The 15,041-nt window shown below is 67.2% G+C and carries 15 protein-coding genes, 1 tRNA gene and 1 pseudogene; 11 read left to right on the forward strand and 6 right to left on the reverse strand.

The annotated features are described in order from the left end of the window. The first annotated feature begins 54 nt into the window (after positions 1 to 54). Genes ACSQ2G_RS10335 through ACSQ2G_RS10345 form a run of 3 tightly spaced genes read left to right on the forward strand, consistent with a single transcriptional unit; the run spans position 55 to position 6,698 of the window. On the forward strand, positions 55 to 1,185 hold the full coding sequence (locus ACSQ2G_RS10335; protein ID WP_436030594.1) for an efflux RND transporter periplasmic adaptor subunit: 1,131 nt from the start codon (positions 55 to 57) through the stop codon (positions 1,183 to 1,185). Beyond that, the gene (locus ACSQ2G_RS10340; protein ID WP_436030596.1) at positions 1,185 to 4,328 is read left to right on the forward strand and encodes an efflux RND transporter permease subunit; all 3,144 of its coding nucleotides are present in this window, start codon (positions 1,185 to 1,187) and stop codon (positions 4,326 to 4,328) included. The genes ACSQ2G_RS10335 and ACSQ2G_RS10340 overlap by 1 nt, the downstream gene beginning before the upstream one ends. A 15-nt stretch (positions 4,329 to 4,343) precedes the next feature. Beyond that, complete coding sequence (locus tag ACSQ2G_RS10345; RefSeq protein ID WP_436030598.1) at positions 4,344 to 6,698, forward strand: transketolase; 2,355 nt, start codon at positions 4,344 to 4,346, stop codon at positions 6,696 to 6,698. Here ACSQ2G_RS10345 and ACSQ2G_RS10350 read toward each other — a convergent pair. Both ACSQ2G_RS10350 and ACSQ2G_RS10355 read right to left on the reverse strand, forming a co-directional pair. Continuing rightward, positions 6,695 to 7,054, reverse strand: a complete 360-nt coding sequence (locus ACSQ2G_RS10350; protein WP_436030599.1) for a nuclear transport factor 2 family protein — start codon at positions 7,052 to 7,054, stop codon at positions 6,695 to 6,697. The two genes, ACSQ2G_RS10345 and ACSQ2G_RS10350, sit on opposite strands and share 4 nt — an antisense overlap. Before the next feature lie 117 nt (positions 7,055 to 7,171). After that, a complete protein-coding gene (locus ACSQ2G_RS10355) occupies positions 7,172 to 7,672 on the reverse strand; it encodes a c-type cytochrome (protein WP_436030601.1) in 501 nt (166 codons plus the stop codon). 291 nt (positions 7,673 to 7,963) lie between these two features. Here ACSQ2G_RS10355 and ACSQ2G_RS10360 point away from each other — a divergent pair, with 291 nt between their 5' ends. The 3 genes from ACSQ2G_RS10360 to ACSQ2G_RS10370 all read left to right on the forward strand — a co-directional run bounded on the left by ACSQ2G_RS10360 (position 7,964) and on the right by ACSQ2G_RS10370 (position 9,505). Then, positions 7,964 to 8,452 (forward strand): GcrA family cell cycle regulator, encoded by a 489-nt coding sequence (locus ACSQ2G_RS10360; RefSeq protein WP_436030603.1) that lies wholly within the window; start codon positions 7,964 to 7,966, stop codon positions 8,450 to 8,452. A gap of 35 nt (positions 8,453 to 8,487) precedes the next feature. Next, positions 8,488 to 8,721 (forward strand): hypothetical protein, encoded by a 234-nt coding sequence (locus ACSQ2G_RS10365; protein WP_436030605.1) that lies wholly within the window; start codon positions 8,488 to 8,490, stop codon positions 8,719 to 8,721. A gap of 259 nt (positions 8,722 to 8,980) precedes the next feature. Further along, positions 8,981 to 9,505: a MarR family winged helix-turn-helix transcriptional regulator gene (locus ACSQ2G_RS10370; RefSeq protein WP_436030606.1), complete on the forward strand. Its 525-nt coding sequence runs from the start codon at positions 8,981 to 8,983 to the stop codon at positions 9,503 to 9,505. Positions 9,506 to 9,521: 16 nt separating this feature from the next. Here ACSQ2G_RS10370 and arfB read toward each other — a convergent pair whose 3' ends face one another. From arfB to ACSQ2G_RS10385, 3 genes are read right to left on the reverse strand one after another with little or no spacing between them, the layout of a single operon-like run. Continuing rightward, the gene (arfB, locus tag ACSQ2G_RS10375; RefSeq protein ID WP_436030608.1) at positions 9,522 to 9,944 is read right to left on the reverse strand and encodes an alternative ribosome rescue aminoacyl-tRNA hydrolase ArfB; all 423 of its coding nucleotides are present in this window, start codon (positions 9,942 to 9,944) and stop codon (positions 9,522 to 9,524) included. Next, entirely contained in the window at positions 9,941 to 10,396 is a 456-nt protein-coding gene (locus ACSQ2G_RS10380; protein WP_436030610.1) for a YaiI/YqxD family protein, read from the reverse strand. The genes arfB and ACSQ2G_RS10380 overlap by 4 nt, the downstream gene beginning before the upstream one ends. Beyond that, on the reverse strand, positions 10,393 to 11,301 hold the full coding sequence (locus ACSQ2G_RS10385; RefSeq protein ID WP_436030612.1) for an alpha/beta hydrolase: 909 nt from the start codon (positions 11,299 to 11,301) through the stop codon (positions 10,393 to 10,395). Before ACSQ2G_RS10385 ends, ACSQ2G_RS10380 begins: the two co-directional genes overlap by 4 nt. Before the next feature lie 486 nt (positions 11,302 to 11,787). On the opposite strand from ACSQ2G_RS10385, the gene ACSQ2G_RS10390 reads away from it, so the two are divergent. Next, entirely contained in the window at positions 11,788 to 12,015 is a 228-nt protein-coding gene (locus tag ACSQ2G_RS10390; RefSeq protein WP_436030614.1) for a hypothetical protein, read from the forward strand. 88 nt (positions 12,016 to 12,103) lie between these two features. Then, entirely contained in the window at positions 12,104 to 12,328 is a 225-nt protein-coding gene (locus tag ACSQ2G_RS10395) for a hypothetical protein (protein WP_436030616.1), read from the forward strand. A gap of 74 nt (positions 12,329 to 12,402) precedes the next feature. Here ACSQ2G_RS10395 and ACSQ2G_RS10400 read toward each other — a convergent pair. Then, positions 12,403 to 12,478: transfer RNA gene (locus ACSQ2G_RS10400), tRNA-Thr, on the reverse strand. A gap of 137 nt (positions 12,479 to 12,615) precedes the next feature. On the opposite strand from ACSQ2G_RS10400, the gene ACSQ2G_RS10405 reads away from it, so the two are divergent. The 3 genes and pseudogenes from ACSQ2G_RS10405 to ACSQ2G_RS10415 all read left to right on the forward strand — a co-directional run. Further along, entirely contained in the window at positions 12,616 to 13,935 is a 1,320-nt protein-coding gene (locus ACSQ2G_RS10405; RefSeq protein WP_436030618.1) for a serine hydrolase domain-containing protein, read from the forward strand. 41 nt (positions 13,936 to 13,976) lie between these two features. Beyond that, on the forward strand, positions 13,977 to 14,939 hold the full coding sequence (locus tag ACSQ2G_RS10410; RefSeq protein WP_436030620.1) for a quinone oxidoreductase family protein: 963 nt from the start codon (positions 13,977 to 13,979) through the stop codon (positions 14,937 to 14,939). Then, positions 14,936 to 15,034: pseudogene (locus ACSQ2G_RS10415) on the forward strand (nitronate monooxygenase); the annotation flags it as partial. The gene ACSQ2G_RS10410 and the pseudogene ACSQ2G_RS10415, both read left to right, overlap by 4 nt. Between the last annotated feature and the right edge of the window lie 7 nt (positions 15,035 to 15,041).

Here is a 15,041-nt window from a genome sequence, read left to right on the forward strand (position 1 = left end):
AATGAGCCGCTTTGTATTAGCTGAGCCGTTCTTTCCCGGCGCCCGGAGCCTTTCGTGATCCGCAGACACTTCTTTCTCGTCGCGGCGGTCGTCGCTGTTCTGCTGATGCTGGTGGCTGGCGGCTTGAAACTGGCTTTCGGCGGCAAGGCGCCAGGGCAGGGCGGCCCGGCCGGCGGTGGACGGGCGACCCCGGTGTCTCAGGTCGTCGTCCAGCCACGCGCCTTCACCGATCGGATCGAAGTGCTAGGCGTCGCCAAGGGCCGCCAGTCGGTCACGCTCACCTCGAACACGGCCGAACTGATCACCGCCGTTCACTTCAGCGATGGGCAGGCCGTCACCAAGGGGCAGGTGCTGGTCGAGCTTAAGGCCGACCAGGAGACCGCCGGCATCGCCGAGGCCCAGGCCCAACTTGCCCAGGCCGAGCGTGAATATACGCGGTGGAAGACCTTGGCCGAGCGCGGCATTGCTCCGCGCGCTTCGGCCGAGCAATACATGGCCGCGCGCGACACCGCCAAGGCCGCCCTGGCGGCGGCCAGCGCCCAGAAGCTGGACAAGGTCATCCGCGCGCCGTTCTCGGGCCGGGTGGGCATTTCGGACATCGCTCCGGGAGCCCTGATCAGCCCCGGAACGCCCATCGTCAGCCTGGACGACGTGTCGCTGATCCGTGTCGACTTCTCCGTGCCCGACCGCTACCTGCCGATCCTGCGCGAGGGCCTGGCCATCACCGCCAAGCCCGACGCCCTGCCGGGCGAGATGTTCACGGGTCGCATCGCCCAGATCGACACGCGCATCGATCCGGCGACCCGCGCGCTGAAGGCACGGGCCGAGTTTCCCAACGCCAATGGTCGCCTCAAGCCGGGCATGCTGATCAAGGTCGCCATCGACCAGGGGCAGCACCAGGGCGTGGCCGTTCCCGAGGCGGCCGTGCAGTTCGAGGGCTCCCAGGCCTCGGTGTTCCTGATCACCAAGGGACCCAAGGGCCTGGTCGCGCGCCGCGCCTCGGTGCAGACCGGCGTCGACGCCGCCGGCTTCATCGAAATCACCTCGGGCCTGAAGGCGGGCGACAAGATCGTCGGCGACGGCCTCAACCGCGTGCAGGACGGCGCGCCGGTCAGTGTCGGCGGCGCGAAGCCCCAGGGTGGCGCTCAAACTGGCCAGGGCGATCGCAAGCAGAAGGCCGGCTGATGCTTTCCGACCTCTCCGTTCGCCGCCCGGTCTTCGCCGCGGTCGCGGCCATCATCCTCTGCGTCATCGGCCTGGCCGCCTTCAAGAGCCTGCCGATCCGCGAGCTGCCGAGCGTCGATCCGCCGGTGGTGTCGATCTCGACGGCCTATCGCGGCGCCTCGGCCGAGGTCATCGAGGAGCGGATCACCCAGATCATCGAGCGACAGGTCGCCGGGATCCAGGGCATCGATCGGGTCAACAGCTCCTCGCGTGACGGCCGCTCGCAGATCACCATCACCTTCACCCTCGACCGCGACCTCGACGCGGCCGCCAACGATGTTCGCGACGCGGTCAGCCGGGTGGCGGCGAACTTGCCCGACCAGGCCGACCCGCCTCAGATCGCCAAGGCTAACGCCGACTCCTCGCCGATCATCGTCCTGAACCTGACCTCCAGCACGCTCAGCACCCTGGAGCTGGCCGACTACGCCGACCGCTACCTGGTCGAGCGGATGTCGACGATTCCCGGCGTGGCCCAGGCCAACCTCTATGGCGCGCCGCTGTACGCCATGCGCATCTGGCTGGACGCCGACGCCATGGCCGCGCGCGGCGTGACGGTCGACGACGTCGAAAACGCCCTGAACACCCAGAACGTGGAACTGCCCGCCGGCGCGCTGGAAGGGGCGACCAAGGACTTCACGATCCGCGTCAGCCGCGCCTATTCCAAGCCCGAGGACTTCCTGAAGCTGCCCCTGCGCGCCGGGAACGCCGACGGCTTCGTGGTCCGCCTGGGCGACGTGGCGCGGGTCGAGGAGGGCGCGGACGAACGCCGCAAGCTGTTCCGGGGCAATGGCGTCAACCAGGTCGGCATCGCTCTGACCCGCCAATCGCAGGCCAATGACGTCGCGATCTCGGAGGCGGTCCGCAAGGAAGTCGAGACGATCAACAAGACCCTGCCGGCCGGGTCCAGGATGATCGTGGCGATCGACAACTCGGTGTTCACCGCCGAGGCGATCCACGAGGTGTGGATCACCATGGGCATCTCGATCGCCCTGGTCGCTCTGGTCAACCTGCTGTTCCTGGGCAGCTGGCGCTCGGCCCTGATCCCGTCGATCGTCGCGCCGATCTGCATCCTGTCGACCTTCATCGTGCTGGCTCCGCTGGGCTTTTCGCTGAACCTGCTGACTCTGCTGGCCCTGGTGCTGGCTGTCGGCCTGGTGGTCGACGACGCCATCGTGGTGGTCGAGAACATCCAGCGCCGGGTCGATGAGGGCGAGCCCGCACCGGTGGCGGCCCTGCGCGGCACCCGCCAGGTGTTCTTCGCCGTTGTGGCCACCACCGTGGTGCTGATCTCGGTGTTCGCGCCGCTGATGTTCCTGCCCGGCTATATCGGCCGACTGTTTGTCGAGCTGGCCGTGGCCATCGCCGCCGCCGTCGGCTTTTCGGCGTTGCTGGCGTTGAGCCTATCGCCGATGATGGCCTCCAAGCTGCTGCGGCCGGCCAGCGCCAACTGGCTGTCGCGCCGGGTGGACCGCGCCATGGACGCGCTGAAGGACAGCTATCGCCACTCGCTGGAATGCCTGCTGGGCAAGGGCTCGGCCACCCTGGTCACCGGTCTGTCGGTGCTGGTCCTGGCGGTCTGCGCCGGGGGGCTGTTCGCCCTGCTGCCGCAGGAGCTGGTGCCCGCCGAGGACCGCGGACGCGTCGACGTGACGATCAACGGCCCCGAGGGTAGCGGCTTCGATGCGACGGTGAGGGTCGCCGACAGGATCGAGAAGATCCTCGACCAGTATCGGAAGGACGGGGTGGCTGAACGCACGATCATCACCGTGCCGCGCTTTGGCCAGAACCAGTTCAACACCGGCAACGCGGTGATCGCGCTCAAGCCGTGGGGCGAGCGAAACAAGTCCGCCGACGACGTCGCCGCCGAGCTCAACAAGAGTCTGTCGAAGATCACCAGCGTCCGGGCCGTGGCTTCGGTGCGCGGCGCGTTCCAGCGTGGCGGCGGCGGGGGCGGTGGGGGCGGCACCAATGTCGACCTGATCGCCGTGGGCAACGACTACGTCCAGCTGGCCAACTGGCTCAAGCCCATCCTCAGCGCGTCCCAGGCCAATCCGGGACTGTCGCGGCCGCGCCTCGACTACGAGCCGACGGCGCCGCGCCTGTCGGTGCAGATCGACCGCGACAAGGCCGCGACCCTGGGGGTTTCGGCCCAGTCCATCGGCCGGGCGCTGGAGACCATGTTCGGCTCGCGTCAGGTGACCACCTACATCAAGAGCGGCCAGGAATACGACGTCATCCTGCAGACGGCGCTGGACCAGCGTCGCGGCATCGAGGACCTCAACCGTCTGCAGGTGCGAACCCTGTCGGGCGCCCTGGTGCCGCTGTCGACGGTGGTCACCACCGAGCTGCGCGGCGACACGCCCGATCGTCCACGTGTCGATCGCCTGCGGTCGGTGACCCTGACCACCCAGCTGAACCCCGGCTATACGGTCGCCGACGCCGTGACCTTCTTCCAGGACCAGGCCGCCGCCCATCCTACGCCCGGCGTCAGCGTCAAGTGGGGCGGCCAGGCCAAGGATTATCTGGAAGCCTCCGGCGCGGTGGGCCTGGCCTTCGGCCTGGCGCTGCTGCTGGTCTTCCTGGTACTGGCCGCGCAGTTCGAGAGCTGGATCCACCCGGCCATCATCATGCTGACCGTGCCGCTGGCGGCCCTCGGCGGCCTGTTCGGCCTGCTGATCACCGGCTCGACGATCAACACCTACAGCCAGATCGGGCTGATCATCCTGGTCGGCATCGCCGCCAAGAACGGGATCCTGATCGTCGAGTTCGCCAACCAGCTGCGCGACGAGGGCCTGAAGGTCCGCGAGGCGGTGATCGAGGCGGCGGCCCTGCGCCTGCGTCCGATCATCATGACGTCGATCTCGGCCGCCATGGGCGCCTTGCCGCTGATGCTGTGGGCCGGCGCCGGCGCGGGCAGTCGCAAGACGATCGGGGCGGTGATCTTCACCGGCGCGATCTTCGCGACCCTGCTGACGCTGTTCGTGGTGCCGGTGTTCTACAACCTGCTGGCCCGCTTCACGAAGTCTCCGGAGTGGACTTCGCGGCAGATCGAGGACTATGAAGCCCGCGAGAAGAGCGGGGAGGGGCATGCCTCACCCGTCTGAACCAGGTGAGGAAGCATGGCCGAAGCCATTCTGGCGGCGAAGCGGCAGGAGCTTGCGCTTCTGCGGCGCATTGAGGAACGCATTCTCTGGCTGGCCTCGTGGACGATCCACAACGCCAACCACCTGCGTGAGAGCCGCGACGGGCTGAAGGTCGGCGGCCACCAGGCCTCATGCGCCTCGATGACCACCCTGATGACGGCGCTCTACATGAAGGCGCTGCGGCCGCAGGATCGCGTCGCCGTCAAGCCGCACGCCAGCCCGGTGTTCCACGCCATCCAGCACCTGTTCGGCCGCCAGAGCCTGGACAAGCTGAAGGCCTTCCGCGCCCTGGGCGGCGCGCAGTCCTATCCCTCGCGGACCAAGGACGTCGACGACGTCGACTTCTCGACCGGTTCGGTCGGTCTGGGCGTGGCGATGACCGCCTTTGCCTCCCTGACCCAGGATTATCTGGCGGCGCGCGGGGCGGTGAAGCCCGAGCGGATGGGGCGGATGATCTCGCTGCTGGGCGACGCCGAACTGGACGAGGGCAACATCTACGAAGCCCTGATCGAGGCCTGCAAGCACGACATCCGCAACACCTGGTGGATCGTCGACTACAACCGCCAGAGCCTGGACGCGACCACCCAGGACCGGATGTTCACCCGCTACGGCGAGATCTTCGAAGCCGCGGGCTGGACTGTCGAGACACTGAAGTGGTCCAGGCGTCAGCGGGAGGCGTTCGCCAAGCCTGGGGGCGAGGCGTTGAAGGCCTGGATCGAGATCGCGCCCAACGATCTCTACGCGGCGCTCAGCTATCAGGGCGGCGGCGCCTGGCGCGAGCGGCTGAACGCCGATCTGGTCGGCGACGCCGACGCCTTGAAGCTCCTAGCGGCCTACAAGGACGTCGACCTCGGCGAACTGATGACGGAGCTGGGCGGTCACTGCATGGAGACCATCCTGGAGGCTTTCGAGCGAGCCGGTCAGGATGACGCGCCAAGGGTCTTCATCGCCTATACCGTCAAGGGGCTGCGCCTGCCGTTCCAGGGGCACAAGGACAACCATGCCGGCCTGATGACCGAGGCCCAGATCGCCGAGTTGCGCACGCGGCTGGGCGTGGTCGAGGGCGAGGAATGGGACGCCTTGTCGGGCCTGTCGGCCGCCGAGCACACGGCGTTGAAAGGCCTGATCGCCCGCGCGCCCTTCGCGGCCCAAGTCGAGCGCGATCACGTCGCGCCATCCATCGCGATCCCCGCCGCAGACGAACTGTTGGTCCCTGTCTCCGGGGGCGGCGAGCAGTCCACCCAGGCGGCGTTCGGCAAGGTGATGTTCGAGATCGCCCGCCGGGACGACGAGTTCGCCGGCCGCGTTGTGACGACCTCGCCCGACGTCACCGTCTCGACCAACCTCGGCGGCTTCGTGAACCGTCGGGGCGTGTTCCAGCGCCGGGCGCACGAGGACGTCTTCAAGCGCCGGCGGATTCCCTCGGCCCAGGTCTGGTCCAAGGCCGAGACCGGCCAGCACATCGAGCTGGGCATCGCCGAGAACAACCTGTTCATCGCCCTGGCCGCCCTGGGCCTGACCGCGCCGTTGTTCGGCGAGCGCCTGTTTCCGGTCGGCACGCTCTATGACCCCTTCATCGCCCGGGGCCTCGATGCGCTGAACTACGCCTGCTACCAGGACGCCCGCTTTCTGCTGGTCGCCACGCCTTCAGGGCTGACGCTCGCGCCCGAAGGCGGCGCGCATCAGTCCATCGGCTCGCCGCTGATCGGCATGAGCCAGCCGGGCCTGGACAGCTACGAGCCGGCGTTCGCCGATGAGACGGCGGTGCTGATGGCCCACGCCTTCGGCCAGATCCAGGCCGAGCAGGGAGCCTCGACCTACCTGAGGCTCTCGACCCGGGTGATCACCCAACCCGAACGACCGGACGACGCCTGGCGCAGGGGCGTGGTCGAGGGGGCCTACTGGCTGCGTCCGCCGGCGGCCGGCGCGCGCCTGGCCATCGCCTATGCCGGCGCACTGGCTCCGGAGGCCCTCGCGGCCTTCGAGGCGGTGCTGGAGGACGAGCCGGGTGCGGGCCTGCTGGCGGTAACCTCGGCGGACGTCTTGCACCGTGACTGGACCGCGGCAGGCCGCTCGCGTTGGACGAACGGCAAGCCGCGTGCTTCAACGATCGAAACCTTGCTGGAGCCGCTATCCCGTGACGCCGGCCTGGTGACGGTGATCGACGGCGCCCCCTCGACGCTGTCCTGGCTGGGCTCGGTGCGCGGCATGCGGCTGCGGGCGCTGGGGCTGGAGGCTTTCGGCCAGTCAGGTGACCTGCCGGATCTCTACGCCAAGTATCGTCTGAACGCCGACGCCATCCTCGACGCCTGCGCCGACCTGTTGATCTAGGCGGGGCGATCGGGGCCTAAGTCCACGCTCTTGATCAGGCCGTCGCGGATTGCATAGGTTGCTGTGACACGGCTGTCTGACCAGAGGCGACCCGAGCGATCATGGACGGATACTTGTAGTTCGGCCCGAACGCGGCCATCGGCCAAGGTTCGCACCGAAATCAAGTCGATATTCGGCGCGAGGGTTTCAAACAGTTTTCGGTAAAAGGCTCGCACGTCATTCCGTCCGATCACCTCGCCCTCATCCAAATAGTTCCGGAATCGAGCCTGGGGGTGAAAAAGGGGCGCGGCTGCGTCGGCGTCGCGACGGCCGATCGCTTCGTGCAGCCGAACAACAAGGTCGCGGGCGTCGGCCATCGTCAGGCCTTTCCGCCAAGCGTCGGCACGGCGAAACGGGCGGTGAAATCCCGCTGGCGGGGTGTTGGACGGACCTTGGTCGGCAGCGCATGCGCGTCTTCCATGGTTATTCGCCCGTCAGCCTTTCGGAGGCTTGTAGCCAGTCTCGACCTTTAGATAGGCGATCAGATCTATGCGGTCCTTGGGATCGTGCAGTCCCGCGAAGGTCATCTTGGTGCCCGGCATGAAGCCGCGTGGATTGTCCAGCCACTTGTCGAGGTGCTCGGCGTCCCAGTCGAAGCCAGCGGCTGCGACGACAGGCGAATACTTGTAGTCAGGCTTGCTGCCCGCCTTGCGGCCGAACACGCCATAGAGGTTGGGACCGGTCATGTTGGGGCCCCCTTCGGTGATGGTGTGGCACGAACGGCAGAGTGCGAACTTGCTCTGGCCGTTCATCAGGTCGCCGGTGTTGTAGGGGGCGGGGAGCGCAGCCAGCAGGGCCTGCTTTTCCGCGTCGTTCGGCGTCGCCGCCGGCGTCGAAACGGCTGATCCACTGTCGGAAGCCTCCCCGCCGGGCTTCGAGCAACCAGCCAAAAGAACGCAGGCGACCGTCGCGACGGCGAGTTGAAACTGACGCATCCACTAATTCCCGACTGACATTATGCCGCAAGCTGTGCGGCGTGGCGCCGCATTCATTTTCTGGCCCAATTGTGGGCTCCGCATCCAATATATAACGCCGTTATCCGGTCAAGGTCTCGCCACGTTTCGGAGAACGCCCTGCGACAACGCGAGCTATCCCACAGAATGTAAAAGCAAAATGCCCAGTTGCAAACCGTGGGTCTGCACATAAAAAATTGACCAGAATTAACCATAAACGTACCCAGAAAGCGCCGGAGGGGCTGCTCCGGCGACCGGGTAGGAAAACGGATCATGGACTGGAACGAAGAGCGCACCGCCACGCTTCGCAAGCTGTGGCTCGAGGGTATGAGCGCGAGCCAAGTAGCGCGGCAATTGGGCGGCGTCAGCCGTAGCGCGGTGATCGGCAAGGTGCACCGTCTGGGCATCACGGTCCGAGAAGTTCCCACCCGCCAACGCGCCGCCATGCGCACCGCCGTTCGAGCCCAACCCCGGGCCCGTGTGGTTCGCGACGCCGCCGCCACCCAGCGTCCCGCTCTTCGTCTGCTCGAGATCGCCGAGATGGCGCCGACCGCAAGCATCCTGGGCCTGGAGATCCATTCCTGCCGTTGGCCGATCGGCAATCCTGACTCCCACGACTTCGGCTTCTGCGGCCGTGAGAAGACCGCCCGCGGCTCCTACTGCGACGATCACGCCCGCGGCGCCTTCCGCAAGCTGGTTTCGCCATCGGACGTCAAGGCCTGGGCCCGCCCAGCCGCCCAGATCGAACGCCACACCGCCTGACCGCCGACGAAGCCAGAACACCAGGACACTTTCTCATGAACATGGTCTTGATCGAGAACACAGCTGGCAGCAGCCAGGTGATCACCATCATCGAAGAGTTCGCCGGCCATTCTGTGTCGCGCGATCTCAATCCCGGCGAGCACACCCGCATCCCCGTCGGTCAGTTCAAGTCGATCGTGGTGCGCGAGACCTATCCCGACGACTGGTTGACCCGAGCCCGGGCGCGCAATGCGACGATGCCGGACGCGATCGCCAACCGCGCCGCCTGATCCATTTTTCAGGCGCCAGGGGCGAGAAATACACAGCCTCCGCGAACTTTGTTCGCGGAGGCTGTTTCGTCTGGAACCGTATGTTCGACGTGACGTTGGCCACGATCGAACGATGTTCGCCATCGTTCAAGCCAGGGGGAACGGCGTCGAGTTTCAAAAGCATGCAGACGCGTGCGTTTGCGCGCGGATAGGCGGAGCCGTGATTGTATGTGGCTTCCGCGTGTGACATGTAGGCGCGCCATTTGGCGTGGGGGGAACCATGTCAGAGCAGAAGCAAGGGGAGGGCCGCGGTTTGCCGTTGCCGACCTATGTCAGCTATCTGATGTACCAGACCGAGCAGCATAGGCGCGCCCTGGCCGCCGACTGTATCGCGCAGCATGGATTGAGCTTCGCCAAGTGGGTGGCGCTGGCTTCGCTGGCGCGGGTCGGCGAATGTTCGATGACGCGCCTGGCGCGACTGTCGGCGGCGGACCGTACGACCTTGACCCGTTCGGTCGATGGTCTGATCCGCGACGGTCTGGTCGAGCGCGGGGCCCAGGCGTCGGACCGCCGCAAGGTGGTGGTCCGTCTGACGGCGGAAGGTCATGAGGTCCTGGGGCGAATCCGCGAGGACATTCACCCGATCAACCAGGAGGTCTGCGCCGAGCTGACCGAAGAGGAGCAGGTCAATCTGGCGACCTATCTTCAGAAGATCCTGGGCGGGCTGATCACCGAGCCGGAGTGGAAGCACGAAGTGCTGTCTTTCGGGCCCGGTCCTGTAGAACCGGCCTGGAACCGGGGTTGACCGACGAACTTCAGGTCTAGTCGTCGCCGCGAGGTCTTCCCCTAAGGCTCTTGATGCCGGCGCGTTTGCCCTTGGTCTCCAGCCGCTTGAGCTTGCTGGAATAGGTCGGCTTGGTCGGTCGGCGGGGCTTGGGCTTTTCCGTCGCGCGGCGGATCAGCTCGACCAGCCGGTCGCGAGCTTCCTGTCGGTTCATTTCCTGTGAGCGGCTGCCCTGGGCGAACAGGACGATCACGCCGTCCTGGGTCAGGCGGCTGCCGGCCAGGGCCTCGAGCCGCGTCTTGACGTCGTCGGGCAGGGTGGGGGAGTTGCGCACGTCGAAGCGCAGCTCGATCGCCGTACTGGTCTTGTTGACGTGCTGGCCGCCAGGGCCCGAGGCGCGGGTGGCCTTTTCGACGATCTCGTCGTCCTCGATCCGCAGCCAGGAAGTGATCTCGATCATCGGATCATGCGCCCGGCCTTGACCACCGCGGTGTCCAGCGCCTGCAGGAACTTGGACCGATCGGCGGGACCGAAAGCCTTGGGTCCGCTGGTGACCTCGCCCATCGATCTTAGATGCTCGCCGATCATCCGCGAGGCGAGGGCCGAGCCGATGGTGTCGACGGTGAACAATCGGCCCGTCGTGCCCAAAGCCTGGCCGCCGGCTTTCAACACGCGATCGGCCAGCGGAATGTCGTTGGTAATCACCACGTCGCCGGGGCCGGCCCGCTCGGCGATCCAGTCGTCGGCGATATCGGGGCCGGCGTCGACCACGATCTGCTCGACGGCGGGCGTCAAGGGGACGCGAATCCAGCTGTTGGAGACCACGAAGGTCTTCAGGCCATAGCGAGCAGCGACCTTGTAGACCTCGTCCTTCACGGGGCAGGCGTCGGCGTCGATGTAGAGAACGGTCATGCGCCGTCTCGTAGCGCCTTCCCCAGCCGGGCGCCAAGCGCCGCGACGGCTTCCACGGCCACCGGCAGCACATGGGTGAAGTTGACGAAGCCATGGGCCTGGCCCGGATAGGCTCGCAGTTCCACCGGCACGCCCGCCGCCTCCAGGACCTCGGCGTAGGCCATCGCGTCCGGGCGGACGGGGTCGAGCCCCGCGCCGCTGACCAGGAAGGTCGGCGGCGTGGCCGAGCCGACGGCCGCCAGCAAGGAAGGGGCGCGGGCCTCGGCAAGTTGGGCGTTGATATAGGCCACGGCGAGCCTTCCGATCAGCCGGGCGTCCCGCAGCAGGGTCTGGGCCCAGATCTCGTCGTCCAGGTGGACGAGGGGGTAGAACAGGCCCTGAGCCTTTACCGCGCCGGGACGACGGGTGTTGGCTTCGTTGGCCACTGTGGCGGCCAGATAGGCTCCGGCGCTGTCGCCGGCCACCGCCATGCGGTCGATGTCGACACCCAGTTCGGCGGCCTGCTCCAACAGCCAGGCGAAGGCGGCTCGGGCGTCGTCGATCTGCGAGGGGAAGGGGTGTTCGGGCGCCAAGCCGTAGGCGGCCGACACGACGCGGACACCCGCGGCGTCGGCCAGACGCTGGCAGAGCGCGTCATGGGTCTCGATGTCCGAGATCACGAAGCCGCCGCCATGGAAGAACAGAATCGCGGGCCCCACGGCGGGGGCGTGGAGGGGCACATAGAGCCGGGCGGCGCGCTTTCCGCTGGCGGCGGGATAGTCGAGGCTGCGGATCTGTGCGAGGCGCGGAAGCTTGCGGTCGCGGTGGGCGACGGCGAAGCGAACGGCGCGGCGGACACGTTCGAGGCCGAAGCGGTGAGCGCCGGCCACCCGTTCGGCGAAGACGCTGGTCAGGGGCGCGTTCATCGGTCTTCACCTTGGCCGTCGAGCGCTGAAGGTTTAGCCGGCGCTAGTTCGGCTGTCCACGTCGAGCTCTGTCGGCGAATCGACCTGCGATCAGACCTGCCTTCGCTTCTTCGCGGCCTTTTCCTTCGCTCTCCGGGCCTAGGTTTTCGCTCATGGTTTGGGCGCCGGTCGCGCGGTTGCACGCGATGCATACAAACAGGCGTTCTCCACAGCTTCACCTTGAGGCGTGGCGGTCTTGCCCTTGATTGGCCATTTCGGCGCACTAGTTATCAGCCCGTGGAGCCGCCCTTGGCGCTCCTGCCCTTCCTGGGCGTTTCCTCCCTAATGACTGCCCGGCCTCCGTGCCGGGCTTTTTTTTGGCCGCTTCGTGGTCTGGGGAGGCGCGGGGCCTATGGCGCCGAAACACATCGCAACACCGCGACAACATGGCGATGGGACGGTGCCTGTGACCGCTTTGGTCATCACCGCCAGGAGGACATGACGCACATGACTTTCGCCAAGCTGTTCGGAACCGCCACGCTCGCTTTCGCCGCCCTGAGCCTGGCCGCCGCGGCGCCCGCCTCGGCCCGCGAACGCGACATGCACCACCGCGGCGAACACAAGGTCTGCAAGTGGGAACGTCATCACGGGCACAAGCAGAAGGTCTGTCGCTGGGTGCGCAGTTTGGGCGGATCCGGGCGGGGCGGGCGCCCGGATATTGCTTACGGGTCATAGTTTGATCGACGCGCCCCGGTGTGCGCCGTAAACTCGGGCTTCAAGCGACCTCGCCATCATGAGCAGGCGGTCGCGCTGGAGACCGAGTATGGACAAGGCCGAAATCAATCGCGTCGTTGAGCGACACAAGGCCGAACAGGAAGCCCTCGACCAGCGCCTGGAAGCCCTGCGCAGCGGCAAACTGCAGGTGAGCGCGCCGACCGAGGACGGCGGCGCGCAGGACGAGACCCACGTCCACATCAGCGAGCTGGAGCGTCTACGCCAGTGGCTGGCCGAGAACGTCGCCCGCTATGAGGCTCTGCTGGGCGCCTAGGCCTGGCTCTTGGGCCTCCAAGGCCCCGGCGGCGGCGTTCTGGCGTCACTTGGGACGAACGCCGCCTTAATGGGTGGTGCCGGTTGCAGGACTCGAACCCGCGACCTTCGGTTTACAAAACCGCTGCTCTACCAGCTGAGCTAAACCGGCCGACGCCGCTACGCCGAGCGGGGGTTCTCCTTAGCCGCAAGGACGGGGGGCGGGCAAGGGCGGCGATCAACCTGATCCATTGCCGTGTCGTCAAACCCGGCTAAGGTGGATCAAACGGGTGTTCGTGAGGGTGGCGCATGCGTTTCTTGAGGGCGATGGCGGCTCTGTCGGCGACCGCCGTCGTGGCCTTGGCAGTCGATCCGGCCTGGAGCGCTCCCAAGGGGCCGCCGACCTTGGCGGCCGCCGCCCCGGACGCCGCGGGCTTCTCGCCCGAGCGTCTCAAACGCCTGGACGGCTACATGCAAGGGCTCGTCGATCAGAGCCACCTGCCGGGGGCGATCACCCTGGTCGCCCGTCATGGCAAGATCGTCAGCTACGAAACCTTCGGCAAGACGGCGATCGGCGGCGTGCCGATGACCAAGGACACGATCTTCCGGATCTACTCCCAGACCAAGCCGGTGACCGGCGTGGCGATGATGATCCTGTTCGAGGAAGGCAAGTGGCGGCTCGACGATCCGGTGACGAAGTTCCTGCCTGAACTGGCCAACCTGCGGGTCTACAAGAGCCAGAACCCGGACGGGACCTTCGTCACCGAGCCGGCGGCGCGCGCGCCGACCATGCGTGAGATCATGAGCCACACCGGTGGCTTCGCCTACGGCCTGCGCACCGACCAGCCGGTCGAGAAGGCCTATCGCGACAGCGGCTTGCTGGGCTCCAAGACCCAGGCCGAGTTCCTGACCGCGCTCGCCAAGCTGCCCCTGGCTAGCCAGCCCGGAACCGAATGGCGCTACAGCGTCTCGGTCGACATCCAGGGCCTGATCGTCGAGCGGCTGTCGGGCATGAGCCTGGCCAACTTCATGAAGACCCGGATCTTCGACCCGCTGAAGATGACCGACACCGCCTTCTGGGTTCCACCGGCCAAGAGCGGGCGCCTGGCGGCGCTCTACATGATCGATCCCAAGGCCCGGAAGCTGGTTCCGGCCGACAGCTTCATGGTGTTGGACGTGGCCAAGCCGCCGGCGATCGCTTCGGGCGGCGGCGGCCTGGTCTCGACCACCGCCGACTACGCCCGCTTCGCCCAGATGCAGCTGAACGGCGGCGAGCTGGACGGCGCGCGCATCCTGGCGCCCGGCACGATCAAGCTGATGGCCTCCAACCACCTGTCCGACATCGTGATGGCCGCGCCCGGCGCCGCCTTCTCGCCGGCCAAGGGCGTCGGCTTCGGCCTCGACTTCGCCGTGGTCGCCGACCCGGCCCGGGCCGGCACGCTGCGCGGGGAGGGGACCTACAGCTGGGGCGGGGCGGCGGGCACCTGGTTCTGGGTCGACCCGAAGAACGACCTCTTCATGCTGGGCATGATCCACATCCTGGGAAAGGAGGCTGACCCCGCCCTGGCCCATATCGACGAAAACGCCGCGACGCTGGTCTATCAGGCCCTGGTCGACCCGGCGAAATAGGGCCCGTTGGGCCGACAAGAACAAGCGTCAGGGAGTGCGCCATGAAGGCCGCCGTCTATTACGAGACCGGTTCGCCGGACGTGCTGAAGTACGAGGACGTCGCGGATCCGCCCTGCCACCCAGGCGGCGTGGTCATTCGCGTCGAGGCGGTCAGCATCGAGGGCGGCGACACCCTCAATCGCGGCGGCGGCGAGATGGCGGGCAGCCCGCACATCGTCGGTTACCAGGCCGCCGGCGAGATCGTCGAGGTGGGGGCCGAGGTCACGCACCTGAAGGTCGGCCAGAAGGTGGTCACCGTGAACGCCTTCGGTTCGCACGCCGAACTGCGCAGCGTGCCGGCCCGCAACGCCTGGCCGGTTCCCGATGGGTTCGACATCCAGAAGGCCTCGGCCATTCCGGTGCCGTTCGGCACGGCGCACGAATGCCTGTTCGGAGCCGGCCGCCTGAAGGCCGGCGAAACGGTGCTGGTCCAGGCCGGGGCGGGAGCGGTCGGCGTCGCGGCGATCCAGCTGGCCAAGCGAGCCGGGGCGACGGTGCTGGCCACCGCCTCCAGCGACGCGCGGCTGGAGCGCCTCAAGCCCTTCGGTCTGGACCACGGGATCAATTACGGCCGCGACGACGTGGTCGAGCAGGTGATGGCCCTGACCGGCGGCAAGGGGGTGGACCTGGTGGTCGACCCGGTCGGCGGTCCGACCCTGCAGGCCAGCATTCTGGCCCTGGGTTATCGGGGGCGCATCTCGCTGGTCGGCCAGGCGGGACGCGAGCCGACCAAGGTCGACGTGTCGTCGCTGATGGGCGGCAACCGCAGTCTGACCGGCGTGTTCCTGGGCGCGGAGATCATGACCGACCGCGTGCACGACATGATCCAGACCCTGATTGACCAGGCCGCGCGGGGCGAGCTGCAGGTGCTGATCGACCGGACCTTCCCGCTCTCGGAGGCCGCGGCGGCCCACGCCTATATCGAGAGCCGCCAGGCCGTCGGTCGGGTTTTGCTGATCCCATGAGCAACCGAGTCCCTGCCCATACGGGCGCCAGATATCCGATTGTCCAGGCCCCCATGGGCTGGATCGCCCGCTATCCCCTGGCCAGCGCCCCTTCGACATCAC

It is taken from the genome of Caulobacter sp. LjRoot300 (genome assembly GCF_964253875.1).
GTDB lineage: Bacteria > Pseudomonadota > Alphaproteobacteria > Caulobacterales > Caulobacteraceae > Caulobacter.